15 protein-coding genes are annotated in these 14,588 nt (G+C 71.6%); 8 read left to right on the top strand and 7 right to left on the bottom strand.

The window, feature by feature from the left end:
- Nucleotides 1–93: 93 nt before the first annotated feature.
- The 3 genes from ACFHPP_RS19165 to ACFHPP_RS19155 are packed head-to-tail and all read right to left on the bottom strand — an operon-like array spanning nt 94 to nt 2,575.
- Nucleotides 94–669, bottom strand: a complete 576-nt coding sequence (locus ACFHPP_RS19165) for a hypothetical protein (protein WP_437164839.1) — start codon at nt 667–669, stop codon at nt 94–96.
- Between the two features lie 59 nt (nt 670–728).
- The gene (locus tag ACFHPP_RS19160; protein ID WP_437164838.1) at nt 729–1,169 is read right to left on the bottom strand and encodes a nucleoside deaminase; all 441 of its coding nucleotides are present in this window, start codon (nt 1,167–1,169) and stop codon (nt 729–731) included.
- Nucleotides 1,169–2,575, bottom strand: coding sequence for a sodium:proton antiporter (locus ACFHPP_RS19155; protein WP_437164837.1), 1,407 nt, complete (start codon nt 2,573–2,575; stop codon nt 1,169–1,171). The genes ACFHPP_RS19160 and ACFHPP_RS19155 overlap by 1 nt, the downstream gene beginning before the upstream one ends.
- Before the next feature lie 177 nt (nt 2,576–2,752).
- Here ACFHPP_RS19155 and ACFHPP_RS19150 point away from each other — a divergent pair, with 177 nt between their 5' ends.
- The 7 genes from ACFHPP_RS19150 (at nt 2,753) to ACFHPP_RS19120 (ending at nt 9,582) form a co-directional block, all read left to right on the top strand.
- Nucleotides 2,753–3,457, top strand: a complete 705-nt coding sequence (locus tag ACFHPP_RS19150; protein WP_437164836.1) for an SRPBCC family protein — start codon at nt 2,753–2,755, stop codon at nt 3,455–3,457.
- Nucleotides 3,458–3,459: 2 nt separating this feature from the next.
- Nucleotides 3,460–4,365, top strand: a complete 906-nt coding sequence (locus tag ACFHPP_RS19145) for an AAA family ATPase (protein WP_437164894.1) — start codon at nt 3,460–3,462, stop codon at nt 4,363–4,365.
- Nucleotides 4,362–5,585, top strand: a complete 1,224-nt coding sequence (locus tag ACFHPP_RS19140; protein ID WP_437164835.1) for a vWA domain-containing protein — start codon at nt 4,362–4,364, stop codon at nt 5,583–5,585. Before ACFHPP_RS19145 ends, ACFHPP_RS19140 begins: the two co-directional genes overlap by 4 nt.
- Nucleotides 5,582–5,905, top strand: a complete 324-nt coding sequence (locus ACFHPP_RS19135; protein WP_437164834.1) for an XdhC family protein — start codon at nt 5,582–5,584, stop codon at nt 5,903–5,905. Before ACFHPP_RS19140 ends, ACFHPP_RS19135 begins: the two co-directional genes overlap by 4 nt.
- A 118-nt stretch (nt 5,906–6,023) precedes the next feature.
- Nucleotides 6,024–6,716 (top strand): XdhC family protein, encoded by a 693-nt coding sequence (locus ACFHPP_RS19130; RefSeq protein WP_437164833.1) that lies wholly within the window; start codon nt 6,024–6,026, stop codon nt 6,714–6,716.
- Nucleotides 6,713–8,380: an NTP transferase domain-containing protein gene (locus ACFHPP_RS19125; protein ID WP_437164832.1), complete on the top strand. Its 1,668-nt coding sequence runs from the start codon at nt 6,713–6,715 to the stop codon at nt 8,378–8,380. Before ACFHPP_RS19130 ends, ACFHPP_RS19125 begins: the two co-directional genes overlap by 4 nt.
- The gene (locus tag ACFHPP_RS19120; protein ID WP_437164831.1) at nt 8,377–9,582 is read left to right on the top strand and encodes a class I SAM-dependent methyltransferase; all 1,206 of its coding nucleotides are present in this window, start codon (nt 8,377–8,379) and stop codon (nt 9,580–9,582) included. Before ACFHPP_RS19125 ends, ACFHPP_RS19120 begins: the two co-directional genes overlap by 4 nt.
- Here ACFHPP_RS19120 and ACFHPP_RS19115 read toward each other — a convergent pair.
- Together ACFHPP_RS19115 and ACFHPP_RS19110 are read right to left on the bottom strand one after the other, a co-directional pair.
- Entirely contained in the window at nt 9,563–10,372 is an 810-nt protein-coding gene (locus tag ACFHPP_RS19115; protein WP_437164830.1) for an alpha/beta fold hydrolase, read from the bottom strand. The two genes, ACFHPP_RS19120 and ACFHPP_RS19115, sit on opposite strands and share 20 nt — an antisense overlap.
- The gene (locus ACFHPP_RS19110; protein WP_437164829.1) at nt 10,369–10,767 is read right to left on the bottom strand and encodes a hypothetical protein; all 399 of its coding nucleotides are present in this window, start codon (nt 10,765–10,767) and stop codon (nt 10,369–10,371) included. Before ACFHPP_RS19110 ends, ACFHPP_RS19115 begins: the two co-directional genes overlap by 4 nt.
- A gap of 113 nt (nt 10,768–10,880) precedes the next feature.
- On the opposite strand from ACFHPP_RS19110, the gene ACFHPP_RS19105 reads away from it, so the two are divergent.
- Nucleotides 10,881–11,678 carry a helix-turn-helix domain-containing protein gene (locus tag ACFHPP_RS19105; protein ID WP_437164828.1) on the top strand — a complete coding sequence of 266 codons (798 nt, stop codon included), beginning with the start codon at nt 10,881–10,883 and terminating at the stop codon, nt 11,676–11,678.
- Between the two features lie 99 nt (nt 11,679–11,777).
- On the opposite strand, the gene ACFHPP_RS19100 is transcribed toward ACFHPP_RS19105, so the two are convergent.
- Together ACFHPP_RS19100 and ACFHPP_RS19095 are read right to left on the bottom strand one after the other, a co-directional pair.
- Nucleotides 11,778–13,295 carry a glycosyltransferase gene (locus tag ACFHPP_RS19100; protein ID WP_437164827.1) on the bottom strand — a complete coding sequence of 506 codons (1,518 nt, stop codon included), beginning with the start codon at nt 13,293–13,295 and terminating at the stop codon, nt 11,778–11,780.
- Nucleotides 13,292–14,554, bottom strand: coding sequence for an amidase (locus tag ACFHPP_RS19095; protein ID WP_437164826.1), 1,263 nt, complete (start codon nt 14,552–14,554; stop codon nt 13,292–13,294). Before ACFHPP_RS19095 ends, ACFHPP_RS19100 begins: the two co-directional genes overlap by 4 nt.
- Nucleotides 14,555–14,588: the final 34 nt, after the last annotated feature.

The raw sequence follows: 14,588 nt of genomic DNA, 5'->3' as shown, positions 1-14,588 counted from the left end.
GGCCGCATTGCTGCGCCAGGTATAGAGCACCGGACCATGTGGGGAAGGGCACCCGATGGGTGCGACTTCGCGGCACCCGGGCCCCCCAAACGCTCACGGCAGGTTGGCCAGTGCCAGGTGCACGACCAGGCACGAAAGGCTGGCCAGGGAAAGACGGCAGGCCCAGCGATAGGCCCGGGTCCGCACCTTGCGAACCCTGAAGATGTGGCGCGCCCGCCTCTCCGGGGCGTCGTCGCTACTCGCCCAGCGGACCCAGATCACCACGAAGGCGGCGGCGGCGGACGCGTATGCAAAGGCGGCGCCGACGACGAGGAAAAGCTGCGTATAGGGCCGCTCCAGCAGACCCTCGGGAATACTGACCCGGCCGGTCTGCCCGATCGAGGGGCTGAGGATCAGGGAGAAGACGGTGACAATCAGGGAGATGAACTGAAGCAGCGCCCCGCCCTTGGTGTCCAGGATCGAAAGGTCAGCATAGAGGCGGTCATAAAGAACCTTTGTCTTCTCGTCATCCTTCAACCTGATCTCGCGGCTCATGAAGTCATCGTAGGTATCGCTGCGCCGAACAATCCTGTGCAGCCCAATCCGGACACCGGACGGAAGTCGAAGGATAGTGCTCACGACGCGAGCCGGGAAAGCGAGCAGCTCGAGAAGCCGGTTCCATGCCATCATTTTCTGCCTCCGTACGGCAGGATTGGCCCTCAGTAGCTTTGTCGCGTCGCCTGCCGAATCTACGCGCCAATATCCTCCGCCCAGACCTCCGGCCGCTCGGCCTGGAAGCGCTGCATGAGGGCGACGCAGGCCGGATCATCCAGCACCGTCACCTGCACGCCGCGATCCCGAAGGAAATCCTCGTTGCCGGCGAAGCTGCGGTTCTCACCGATGACAACCCGGGAAATGCCGAACTGCACGATGGTGCCGGCGCACATCATGCAAGGCGTCAGGGTGGTGTAGAGCGTGGTGCCGGCATAGCCGGGGCGGCGTCCGACCTGGCGCAGGCAGTCCATCTCGCCATGCGCGATCGGGTCGCCCTGCTGCACCCGCCGGTTCCGCCCGGCGCCGAGCAGCCGCCCCTCCACCCCCACCAGCACGGCACCCACCGGCACGCCGCCTTCCTCGAAGCCCGTCCGCGCCTGCGCCAGGGCCAGCGCCATGAAGCCGGCGTCGTCCATCAGGGCGTCCGGAAGAAGATGAAGGTGATCAGCACGAACAGCGGCACCAGGAACACCACCGCCCAAGCGCAATAGGCGAAGAAGGACGGCATGCGGACGCCGTTCTCCTCGACGATGGCCTTCACCATGAAGTTCGGCGCGTTGCCGATGTAGGAATTGGCCCCCATGAACACCGCGCCGCAGGATATCGCCGCCAGCGTCAGCGCCCCCTGCCCCATCAGCGTCACCGGGTCGCCGCCGGCCAATTCGAAGAACACGATGTAGGTCGGCGCATTGTCGAGGAAGCTGGACAGCACCCCGCTCATCCAGAAGTACACCCAGGGAATCGGCGCCCCATCCGGGCCGGAGGTCAGTGCCACCAGCCCCGCCGCCGCGCCCTGGCTGCCGGCCCGCAGGATGGCCAGCACCGGGGCCATGCAGACGAAGATCGCCGCGAACAGTTTGGCGACTTCCAGGATCGCGCCCCAGGCAAACCCGTTCGCCTCCCGCAGCGCCGGCGTGGTGAAGGCGACGGAGAGGCCGGTGATGGCGAGGAACAGGCCGATGCCGACCACCCGCTCCACCTCCATCACCTGGCCCAGCACGTTCATGCTGCCGAGCTTGACGTAGCCCATGCCGATGACGACGGCGACGATGGCCAGCACCAGCCAGACATTCAGCCAACCCTCGATGCCGACCGCCTCCTTGGCGATCACCGGCGGCACCGGCTTCTCCCGGTTCCAGGCCAGCGTATCCAGCAGCCAGTAGACCGCAAGCAGGATCACCGCGCAGGTCGCGAATTCGGCGAACAGGTGGGTGGTAGGCCAGAAGAAGGACACGCCGCGCAGGAAGCCGAGATACAGCGGCGGGTCACCCACCGGGGTCAGGCTGCCGCCGATATTGGCGACCAGGAAGATGAAGAAGACGAAGGTGTGGGTCTTGCGGGTGCGGAAGGCATTGGCGCGCAGCACCGGGCGGATCAGCAGCATGGCCGCCCCCGTGGTGCCCATCATGCTGGCCAGGATGGTGCCGATGGCCAGCAGCGCCGTGTTCACCGTGGGCGTGCCCACCAGCGAGCCGCGCAGCAGCACCCCGCCGCCCGCCGTGTACAGCGCCAGCAGCAGCGCGATGAAGGGCACGTATTCCAGCACCATGACATGGGCGAATTCGTACCAGGCCGCATCGAAGCCGAAGGTGGCGGCGAAGGGCAGCAGGAACAGCGCCGCCCAGATCGCGGCGATCTTGCCGTAGTGGTGGTGCCACAGATGCGCGGCCACCAGCGGCATCAGCGCGATGGACAGCAGGATGCCGACGAAGGGAATGCCCCAGGCCAGCGACAGTTGCGCCCCCGGCACGCCGGCGGCCATCGCCGGGCTCGGCGCCAGCAGCAGCGCCGCGGCAAGGCTGCGCAGAACCTTCCCCCTCATGTCCCGGAGTCCTTATTTCGCCAGCACCACGAACAGCCCATAGACGCTTACCCTTTCCGCGTCACCGGGCCGCCAGCGGGCAGGAAATCGGCCCGTCGCCTCACGATCCCGCCGCCCGCCCTTCCCGCCAAGCCCCGCCCGGCCTACCTTCGGCGCCGCAAAGCGGAGAACTCGCGCATGGAAATGACCGGCGAACGGCGCATCGCAGCGCCCCGGGAACGGGTCTGGGACGCCCTGAACGATCCCCAGGTGCTGCAGGCGGCGATTCCCGGCTGCGAAAGCGTGGAACGGATCGGGGAAGACCAGTTCCAGGCCAAGGTGTCGATGAAGCTCGGCCCGATGTCCGCCAAGTTCGGCGGCAAGGTCACGCTGTCCAACATCGTCCCGCCGGTCTCCTACACCATCTCCGGCGAGGGCACCGGCGGCGCCATGGGCTTCGCCAAGGGCGGCGCCGACGTGGCGCTGGAGGAAGACGGGCCGGAGGCGACCGTGCTGCGCTACGCCGTGCGCGCCCAGGTCGGCGGCAAGATGGCGCAGCTCGGCGCCCGGCTGATCGACAGCACCGCGAAGTCGATGGCCGACCAGTTCTTCGACCGCTTCGCCGCCATCGTCGCGCCGCCGCTGGCGGAGCACCCGGAACCGGTCGCCGTCTCCGGCACGGATACCGAATACCTGGCCGAACCCGCCACCGCCGCGCCGCTGACCCAGCACGGCGCGGAGGGCATGTCCCCGGGCGGGCCGGTGCACCGGCCGAACCCGACCTCGGGCGAGATGCCGCTGCCGCTGCGCCTGCTGACCCAGGATTTCCTCGGCTTCCCGTTCCAGGTCTGGTTCGGCCTGGGCGCGATGCTGATCGTCCTCGCGCTGATCTTCCTGACGTGAGCGTGCCCGCCTCAACCGGACCGGCCGACGTCGCCGCGACGCAGCGCCTGCTGGCGGAAGGCGGCTACGTCGCCGATCGCCAGCTCGCCACCACCATCCACCTGGCGCTGCGCATGAACCGCCCGGTGTTCCTGGAAGGGGAGCCGGGCACCGGCAAGACCGAGATCGCCAAGGTCCTGGCCGCCGAGCTGCCGCGCCGCCTGGTCCGCCTGCAATGCTACGACGGCATGGACCTGGCGTCGGCCGCCTATGAATGGAACCACGCCCGCCAGCTCATGGCGATCCGGCTCGCCGAGGCCAGCGGCGGCGCGGGGGACCGGGAGGCGCTGGAGCGCGGCATCTACGACCGCCGCTTCCTGCAATCCCGCCCGCTGCTGGACGCGCTGGAGGGCGAACCCGCCGTCCTGTTGATCGATGAGCTGGACCGCGCCGACGAACCCTTCGAGGCCTTCCTCCTCGAAATCCTGGCGGACTTCCAGATCAGCATCCCGGAACTCGGCACGGTGAAGGCGGCAACGCCACCGCTGGTCATCATCACCTCGAACCGGACGCGGGAGGTGCATGACGCCATCCGCCGCCGCTGCCTGTACCATTGGGTGGACTACCCCGACGCCGCCCGCGAACGGGCCATCCTGAAGATCCGCGCGCCGCAGGTCGGCGATGCGCTGTCCGCCCAGGTGGTCGCCTTCGTCCAGGCGGTGCGCGGCGCGGACACCTTCAAGCCGCCCGGCGTCGCCGAGACCATCGACTGGGCCGCGGCGCTGTCGGCGCTCGATGCGCGGGAGCTGGAGCCGACCCTGGTGGATGAGACGCTCGGCGCGCTGCTGAAATACCAGGACGACATCGCCAAGATCCGCGGTGCCGAGGCCGCCCGGCTGGTGGCCGAGGCCAAGCAGGCGGCGGCGTGATTCCGCCGAAGGCGGCGTTGTCGCTGCCGTCCGCGGCCCCCGGCGCGGCGCTGGCCTTCAACCTGCTCGCCTTCGGCCGCCTGCTGCGTCGCGCCGGCGTGCCGGTCGGCCCGGTCGAGAGCATGGCGGGGGCGGAGGCGCTGACTCAGGTGGAGCTCGGCGACCGCGCCCAGGTCCATGCCGCGCTGCGCGCCACCATGATCCACCGCCACGAGCACTTCCTGCTGTTCGACCAGGCCTTCGGCATGTTCTGGCGCGACCCCGACGCCGCCCGCCACGCCAGCGCCATGGCGCTGATGGAGGGGATGCAGGAGCCCGCCAAGCCCGCCCCGGCGCAGCGCCGCCTGGCGGAGGCGATGCAGGGCGACCGCCCGAAGCCGCCCCGGCCGGACGACAAGCCGCCCGAGGAACGGGTGGACATGACCTTCACCGTCAGCGAGCGCGAGCGCCTGCAGGCGATGGATTTCGAGGCGATGTCCGCCGCCGACCTCGCCAACGCCAAGCGCGAGATCCGCAAGCTGGTCCTGCCGCTGGATGCCCGCCCGACGCGCCGCTTCCGCGCCGACCCCTCCGGCCCCGCCTGGGACCTGCGCGCCACCACCCGCGAAAGCCTGCGGACCGGCGGCGAGATCCTGGACATCGCGCGGCGCCGCCGCATCGTGCGCCCGCCGCCGCTGGTGGCGCTGTGCGACATCTCCGGCAGCATGGCGCGCTATGCGCAGATCCTGATCCACTTCCTCCACGCCGTGGCGAATGACCGCGAGCGTGTCCACACCTTCCTGTTCGGCACGCGCCTGACCAACGTCACCCGCCAGTTGCGCCACCGCGACGCGGAAGTGGCGTTCGAGGCGGTGGCCCATGCCGTGCCGGACTGGTCCGGCGGCACCCGCATCGGCGATTCGCTGGAGCTGTTCAACCGGCTGTGGTCGCGCCGCGTGCTGGGCCAGGGCGCCGTGGTGCTGCTGATCACGGATGGGCTGGACCGCGAAGGGGCGCGCGGTCTCGCGGAGGCCACGGACCGGCTGCAAAGGTCCTGCCGCCGCCTGATCTGGCTCAATCCCCTGTTGCGCTACGCGGCCTTCCAGCCCAAATCCCAGGGCATCCGGGCGATGCTTCCGCATGTGGACGAATTCCGCCCGGTGCATAATCTTGCGAGCCTGCGCGACCTGGTCACCGTCCTGTCGGACCCGCGCGCCGGCCGAATGAGGAGCGCGGCATGAGCGCATCGTCCGAAGACATCCTCGCTACCGCCGCCCGCTGGGTCGCGGAAGGCGAGCAGGTGGCCATCGCCACCGTGGTCGAGACCTGGGGCTCCTCGCCGCGCCCGGCGGGGTCGCGCCTGGTGGTCACCGCCTCCGGCCGCATGGAGGGCAGCGTCTCCGGCGGCTGCATCGAGGGAGCGGTGGCGGACGTGGCGAAGCAGACCATGGAAAGCGGCGCGCCGCAGTTGCTCGACTTCGGCATCTCCGACGACCGTGCGTGGGAAGTCGGGCTGGCCTGCGGCGGCAAGCTGAAGGTCTTCGTCGAGAAACTCGGATGAAGCATCTTGATGCCCTCAAGGGCCCGGCGCCGCCTCCGGCGGCTTGGCTCGCCACACTGGTGGCGGGCCGCCTTCGCGGCCTCGGCCGGCGCTGCCGGCCGCAAGGGGTACTTGAGTCATGACACCGGAGTTTCTGGCCCGCCTGACGGCCGCCCGCGACGCGAAGCGCCCGGTGGCGCTGCTGACACGGCTGCCGGATGGCGCGCAGCTTCTGTATCCGGACGACGATGTGCCGGCGGCGCTGGCCGCCGAGGCGCAGGCGGCGCTGGCGGCCGATGCCGCGCGCAACGCCGCGCTGGGGGAGGAAAGCTGGTTCATCCAGCCGCAGAACCCGCCGCTGCGCCTGATCGTGGTCGGCGCCGTCCACATCGCCCAGGCGCTGGTGCCGATGGCCGCGACGCTGGGTTTCGCCGTGACGGTGGTGGACCCGCGCCGCGCCTTCGCCACGGAGGAACGCCTCGGCCAGTCCGTCGCCATCTCCGGCGACTGGCCGGACGAGGCGATGACCGCGCTGGCGCCGGATACCCGCACCGCCGTTGTCACCCTGACGCACGATCCGAAGCTGGACGACCCGGCGCTGGAGGTGGTGCTGCGCAGCCCCGCCTTCTACATCGGCTGCCTCGGCAGCCGCCGCACCCACGCCAAGCGCCTCGACCGGCTTGGTGAGGCGGGGCTGACCGAGGCTGAGATGGCACGAATCCACGCGCCCGTCGGCCTCGACATCGGCGCCGTCACCGCGCCCGAAATCGCCGTCTCCATCATGGCGCAGATCGTCGCGGCGCGGCGTGGACCGAAAGTTCCCAAATCATGAATTTCGGCCCGACCCCACTGGACGAAGCGCGCGGCGCCATCCTCGCCCACACCGTCCGCCTGCCCGGGCGCGTGATCAAGAAAGGCACCGTGCTGGACGAGGCCGCCATCACGCTGCTGCGGGAGGCCGGCCGGCGCGATGTCATCACGGCGCGCCTCGAATCCGGCGACGTGCCGGAGGATGAGGCGGCCGATCGCATCGCCGATGCGCTGATGGCGCCCCTTATCGCCCGGTCCCGCGCCGCGACCGGCCGGGTGAACCTGTTCGCCGAAAGCCCCGGCCTGTTCACCCTGGATGCGGCATTGATCGAGCGCATCAACGCCGTCGACGAAAGCGTCACCATCGCCACCCTGCCGAACCACAGCGTGGTCGACACGAAGGAGATGCTGGCGACCATCAAGATCATCCCCTTCGCCGTCCCTGGCCGCGTGCTGGCGGTGGTGGAGGCGATCGCCAAGGGTGTCGGCGTCGGCCGCAAGACGAACGGCGCGCTTGGCGTGCATCCGTTCCAGCCACTTAGCGTCGGCCTGGTGCTGACGGAACTGCCCGGCATCAAGGAAAGCGTCATGGATGGCGCGGTGGAGGCGACCGAGACGCGCATCCGCGCCCTGCTCGGCACGCTGCTACCGGTGGAACGCGTGCGGCATGAGGAAGGCCCGGTCGCCGATGCGCTGGCCCGGCTGAAGCGCGCCGGCGCCGACCTGCTGCTGGTCGCCGGCGCCTCCGCCGTGGTGGACCGGCGCGATGTCGGCCCGGCCGGCATCGTCCGCGCCGGCGGCACAATCGAGCATTTCGGCATGCCGGTGGACCCCGGCAACCTGATCTGCCTCGGCCGCATCGGTGAAACGCCGGCCCTGGTGCTGGCGGGCTGCGCCCGCAGCCCGAAGCTGAACGGCTTCGACTGGGTGCTCGCCCGCATCTTCGCGGGTCGCAAGGTGACGGCGAAGGACGTCATGGGCATGGGAGTCGGCGGACTGCTGAAGGAGATCGAGACCCGCCCCCTGCCCCGCGCCGAGGCCCCGCGCACCCCGCCGCTGACCAGCGCCCCGCGCCGGGCCCGTACCGTCTGCGCCCTGGTGCTGGCCGCCGGGCGGTCCCGCCGCATGGCGCCGCTGAACAAGCTGCTGGTGCCCGACAACAAGGGCATCCCGATGATTCTGCGGGTGGTCGACAACGTGCTCGCCTCGCATGCCTCGCCGGTGATCGTCGTGACGGGCCATGAGCGGGAGCGGATCGAGGAAGCACTGGCCGGCCGGCCGGTCCTGTTCGCCCATGCGGAAAACTACGCGGATGGCCTGTCCGCCTCGCTCAAGGCGGGGCTGGCGGCGGTGCCGCCGGAAGCCGAGGGCATCATGGTCTGCCTCGGCGACATGCCGCTGGTCTCGGCCGCGATGCTGGACCGCCTGATGCAGGCCTTCGACCCGGAGGAGCGCCGCGCCATCGTGCAGCCGACCTTCCGGGGCAAGCAGGGCAACCCGATGCTGTGGGCGCGGGAATTCCTGCCGCAGATGCTGACCATCACCGGCGACATCGGCGCGCGCCACCTGGCGGCCCAGCACGCGGCGCGGATGGTAGAGGTGGAGATGGCCAGCGACGCCGTGCTGCGCGACTTCGACACGACGGAAAGCCTCAAGGGCCTGCCCGAATTCGCCGGCAAGCGATGAGCGTCTCACCGATCGACGTCCGCCGCCTGATCGCGGACCTGCCGCTGGAGGAACACGCCGCCCGCGCCGATGCCTCCCACGCCGATGTCACGCCGGACCATTGGAGCTTCCGCAAGCCCTTCGCGCCGCTGGCCAAGGTGGGTCCCAACCTGACCCGGCTGGGCGCGATGCTGGAGGCGGCGGAGCTGTTCCCCGGCCTGCGCGTGCTGGAGTTCGGCTGTGGCGTCGCCTGGCTCGGCCGCCGGCTGGCCGAGGCGGGCTGCGAGGTCGTGGCGACCGACATTTCCCCCACCGCGCTGGAGGCCGCCGCCGCGCATGATGCCCGGTACTGGCCGGAGCTGGCGACGCGGCTGCGCTACGTGCCGTATGACGGCATCCGCCTCGACCTGCCCGATGGCAGTTTCGATCGCATCCTGTGCCACGAGGCGTTCCACCACGTGCCGGACCAGGGCGGCGTGCTGGCGGATTTCGCCCGGCTGCTGGCACCGACCGGCCGCGCCGTGTTCATGGAACCCGGCCCGCAGCATTCCGGCGCCGAGAGTTCGCAGCACGAGATGCACCGCCATGGCGTGATCGAGAACGACATCCGCATCCAGGACATCTGGGCCGCCGCGCAGGAATGCGGCTTCGCGCGGATCGAGGTCGGCCTGTTCAGCATCCGTCCCCTGATGCTGCCGCTCGGACGCTTCATGGAATTGTACGGCCACGAGATGGAGGGGCTCGCCGCGCCCACGCCGCCACCTTCCGCCACCTATCGCGACCTGGCCCTGCCGGTGCTGCAGGGTTTCCGGATGTTCGTGCTGCATCGCGGCCAGGAAGCCAGCGACCGCCCGAGCAGCCTGCGGCGCGAGGGGCTTGCCGCGCAGATCGGCGTCCGCCTGCTGCAAACTGGCGCCGACGGCCTGCGGCTGGTGCTGCGTCTGGAAAACACCGGCGAGGTGGATTGGCTGCCCTCCGGCTCGGAGAAGGGTTGCGTCAACCTCGGCCTGCTGCTGCTCAGGCCGGACGGCAGCCTCGCCAACCGCAACTGGAAGCGCCACCGTTTCCTGACGGCACCGCTGCCGCCGGGCGGCGTGGCGGAGGTCGACCTGACCGTGACGCTGCCGCCCGAGGCCGAGCTTTCGATCGACCTGGTGGCGGAGCATGTCCGCTGGTTCGGCGAACCCGGCCTCGGGCATCGGCTTACCCTGCCGCCGGGCTGACGAAGTCCAGCAGCGCGGCGGACAGGCGCTCCGGGTGGCTGACGATCAGGCCGTGCGGCGCGCCCGGAATCTCCACAAGCCGGGCGCCCGGCACAAGCGCGGCCGTCGGACGGCCGGTCAGCTCGATCGGGCAGGTCGCATCGGCTTCGCCCTGGATTACCAGCACGGGCAGGCGCAGCGCCGCCAGCTCGGCCCTGAAATCCGTCTCCGCCAGGTTGCGGTGGAAGTCCAGAAGCCCCGGCAGCGAGGCTTGGGACGCCAGCCGGCACACCCACTCCAGCGTGGCATCGGAGGCGTCCGGGCCTCCGAAGGCCCGCACGTTGCGGGCCAGCCACAGCGGGAAATCCCGCCGCAATTCCTCCCGCAGCGCGGCAAGAACCTCGGCCGGGATGCCGGCCGGATTGTCCAGGCGCTGCGCCAGCAGCGGCGTCGTCGGGCCGACCAGCGCCAGCCGCGCGATGCGCCCGGTGCCATGACGGGTCAGGTAGCGCACCGCCTCCCCCGCCGCGCCGGACATCGCGACGAGCGTGACCGCCGACAGGTCGAGTGCGGCGAGCACATCGGCGAGGTCGTCGGCCAGCGTGTCGTAGTCGAAACCCTGGCCGGGGTCCTCCGACCTTCCATGGCCACGGCGGTCATAGGCCACGGCGCGCCGGCCGGCATCGCGCATCGCCATCATCTGTCCGAACCAGCTGTCGCCCGGCAGCGACCAGCTCGCCAGGAACACCACCGGCGAGCCGGCGCCAAGGCTGCGGTGGAACAGGCCGACGCCGTCGCGGGTGCGGATCATGCCACGCCCTCCGACTGCACAGGCCGCAGCGCCAGCGTCTGCACCACCGCGAAGCCACCGCCGAGGGTGGCCTGGGCCAGGATGAAGGCGACGCCCAGCCCGGTCGGGGCCAGGCCGAAGGCGCCCGCCGCCAGCAGCAGGCTGTCCAGCACCCAGAGCGCGTTCAGCGCGACGATGGCCCAGGCGGCGCGGCGCGAGGGGCTGGCCGCCCAGCCCGTCAGGCCGACGAAGGCCGCCCAGGGCAGCAGCCCAAGGCCAACCCAGCGCAACAGCGGCTCCGGCAGGCCAAGCGGGCCGGCCAGCGCGCCGGCGCCGGCCGCCAGCACCACGCCGCAGGCGGCGCAGGCCGCCGCATCGGCCAGCAGCGCCAGCCGCAGCATCCGCATATTCGGCATCGGGATGTCCTCCTTCGGTTTCCGATGCCGCCAACCAACACCCGTCCGAGGCCGCCGCGCGATAACCTCGGAGGTCATGGGAAGCCGGCGCCATGCTGGCTAGGATCGGCGCCATGTCAGCCCCAGCCCCATCCCCACCCATCGGCCTGCTGCTGCGCGAATGGCGGCAGCGCCGGCGCCGCAGCCAGCTCGACCTCGCCTTGGATGCGGAGGTCTCGACCCGGCACCTCAGCTACGTCGAAAGCGGCCGCGCCAGCCCGAGCCGGGAGATGGTGCTGCGCCTGGCGGAACAGCTCGACGTGCCGCTGCGGGCCCGCAACACGCTGCTGCTCGCCGCCGGCTACGCCCCCGCCTACCGCGACGCGCCGCTGGCCGACCCGGCCATGGCCGGCGCGCGCCAGGCGCTGGAGATGATCCTGGCGGCGCAGGCGCCGAACCCGGCGCTGGCCGTGGACCGGCACTGGCAGATCGTGGCGACGAATGCCGCCGTGGCGCCGCTGCTGGCCGGGATCGCCGAGCCGTCCCTGCTGGCACCGCCGGTGAACGCCATGCGGCTCAGCCTGCATCCGGGCGGGCTGGCGCCGCGCATCGGCAATTTCGTCGAGTGGCGGTCGCACCTGCTGGAACGGCTGCGCCGGCAGGTGGACGCTGGCGGCGATCCGGTGCTGGCCGCGCTGCTGGCCGAGTTGCAGGCGCTGCCCGCGCCGCCACGCGCCGTGCCGACCATCCCGGCCCTGATCCCGGGCGGGGTCGTGGTGCCGCTGGTGCTGGAAACTGCGGCCGGGCGGCTGACGCTGCTGTCCACCACCACGGTCTTCGGCAACCCCGCCGAAGTCACCCTGTCCGAGCTTGCGATAGAATCCTTCTATCCGGCCGATCCCGAGACCGCCGCGTGGCTGCGGAGCATCTAGAGCATTTTCAAGTCAGGCGGATACGCCTGACGGCTCGGTAAATGCGCCAAATCAACAGCTAGGGCCGTTTCACCTGTGCATGGCGCAGGTGAAACGGCCCTAGGCCAGCCGCCAGTTCCCCGCCGCCGTGCGCCGGTAGCCGAGATCCTCGACCGCCCCGACGAAGCCGCGGAAATACCCGGGCTCGAGCAGTGCCACCGCCGAGGGATCGGCCTCCGCCGCCACCGCGCGCGTTACAAGCCCCGGCCCCGTCGCCTCCCAGATGCGCACCTGCTGGCCACGGCGGGCGGCGGCAACCAGCGGCGGCAGCATCCGCGCGACCAGCCGCGCCATCACGCCGCTGCCCGGCGGCGCCGCCAGCACATAGCTGTGGACGTAGTAGGGAATCTCATCCGAGAACGCCGCCAGAAGCCCGAGCCGGGGCAGCCGCGCCAGCCATTCGGAGACCGGCCGCAGGCAGCGCTCATCCACATCCGCCCAGAGCCCGCCATGGCGCGCGAGGAACACCATGCGCAGCACGTCGGATTGCATGGCGGGGTGGCGGCAGGACTCGAAGGCGGCCAGCGCCTCCGCCCCCACCCCGGCGAGGAAATCCCGCGCACTCGCCGCATGGAAACGCGCCAGGGGCAGGCCGGGGTGGTGGCGCACCCAGCTCTCCATCACCTCCAGCACATCGGACGGCGGGTCGGGCGTGTCCCAGTACTGCACGAGTGGCACGGTCAGCGGCGACCCGGCGGCAGGGTCCGGGCCGCGCCAGATCGGGATCGCCCGGTCCAGCACCAGCGCCGTCACCGCCTGCCGCGCCGGGTCGCTGCGGTAGGGCTTGGCGGCGAAGGCCGCGGCCGTGACGGCCCGCAGGCGCGGCACCTCGCCGGCCAGCAGCAGCAGCCGGGTCCGCAGCAGCGCGCCGGCAGGGCTGGACAGGTGGTCCGGAAGTGTCGCCAGCATGGCTTCCGCTGCGGCCACCTCGCCGATCTGCAGCAGCATGCGGGCCGCCGCCAGGGCATCCCGCCAGTTCAGCGCCGGCGGGTGGCGGAGGGTGGCGCGCAATTCTGCATCGGGTGCGCCCTCCGCCAGGCGCAGCCGGACCAGCGCCTCCGCCCAGTCGCCGCGCTGGTCCACGGGACGTGCGGCCAGCACCGCCTCGGCCGCGCGCGGATGGCCGGCGCGCAGCAGCAGCCGGGCCAGCTTCTGCGCGTCGCGACGGCCGCGGCGCCAGGCGCGGCAGGCCGCCAACGCCTCCAGCCGCGCGGCCGAAAGCTCCGCCGCCACGTCGTGGGTCATCGCAACCCACCAGGCCGGCACCGGCGCGCGCAGGGCGCGGAAGCAGCGCAGCGCCAGGTCTGGCCAGCCGAGCAGGTGCAGCGACCGGCCGAGCAGGAAGCGCGCCTGGTCATCCTCCGGCCGCAGCGCCAGCAGCGTCCGCCCATGCGCCGCGGCCACCGCATCCTGGCCGAGGCCGGTACGCAGCCGGACCAGGGCGCGCAGCGCCTCCACCTGGGTCAGGCCGGTGGCGGCCGCCGCCGCCTCCAGCGGCGCGATCGCCGCGACCGGGTCGGGCAAGGCCAGCAGGTGCCGCGCGCGGCCCAGCGCCTCGGCCGCAACGTCCTCCGTCAACCGATCGCAGCCTGTACCCAACGTGCGGTGGCGAGCAGCCCCGCATCCTCGCCGATGCGCCCGACCAGTTGCACGCCGAGCGGAAGTCCTTTCGGGCCGGTCCCGGCCGGAATGGTCACGTTCGGCCCCCACAGCAGGGTCCAGAGCAGGTTGAAGGTCGCATCGCCGGTATAGCCCAACCCTTCCGGCGCCTCGGCCGGCGCGCTGGGCGTCAATATGGCGTCGAGCCCCTGGGTCGCATCCAGGAAGGCGGCGCGTGCCGCCTTCGCGGCCACCCGCGATTCAAGCAGCTTCTCGGCCGGCTGCGCCTCCGCCCACTCCAGCCTCTCCCGCAGCACCGGGGAGATTTCGGCGCGCGCCACCGCCCATTCCCAGGCCAGCGCCTGGCGGGTCTCCATGTTCATCATGTGGGCATGCAGCGCGGCGGCCTCCTCCAGCGCCGGCGGCAGGGCGAATTCCACCACCTCCGCCCCGGCGCGGCGCGCGGCCTCCGCCACCTCGTGCAGCCGCGCCACCGTCTCCGGCGCCGCGGCCTCCGGCGCCTGGCCGAAGCTGAGGCCGAGGCGCGGCGGGCGGGAAAGCTTCGCCTCCGGGTCCATCGGCATCCCGGTCATCGCGCCGATCGCGAGCCCGCAATCGGCGACGCTGCGGGCCATGACGCCGATGGTGTCGAGACCCTCCGAGCACACCTTCATGCCGCCACGATGCAGGCTGCCATAGCTCGGCTTGAAGCCGACGACGCCGCAATAGGCGGCGGGGCGGATGATGCTGCCGGCCGTCTGCGTGCCGAAGGCCAGCGGCAGCATGAAATCCGCGACCGCGGCGGCGGAGCCGGAGGAGGATCCGCCCGGCGTATGCGCGGGGTTGTGCGGATTGGTGGTCGGCCCGGGGTTGCGGGTGGCGAATTCGGTGGTGACGGTCTTGCCCATGATGACCGCGCCCGCCGCGCGCGCCGCGGCCACCACCGCCGAATCGCCGCGCGGCCGATGCCCGGCCCAGATCGGCGAGCCGTAGCCGGTCGGCATGTCCGCCGTATCCAGCACGTCCTTCACCCCGAACGGGAGGCCCGACAGCGGCCCCGGCCGCGCGCGGGTCGCGGCGCGGCGGGCCAGGCCGCGGTCCAGGTGGACGAAGGCGTGCACCACCCCTTCGCGTTCCGCGGCGCGGGCCAGGCAGGCCTCCATCAGGTCGGTGGCGGAAAGCCGGCCGGCGGCGATGGCGCGGGCGGCGTCGAGGGCGGTGAGGCGGTTCGGTTCCATGGCCGCATCACGCCATGCCCGGCACGCTTTGCGA

Origin of the sequence: Falsiroseomonas sp. E2-1-a20 (assembly GCF_051433195.1) — a bacterium.
Taxonomy (GTDB): Bacteria; Pseudomonadota; Alphaproteobacteria; order Acetobacterales; family Acetobacteraceae; genus Falsiroseomonas.
This window is presented reverse-complemented; position numbering and strand designations above follow the sequence as displayed.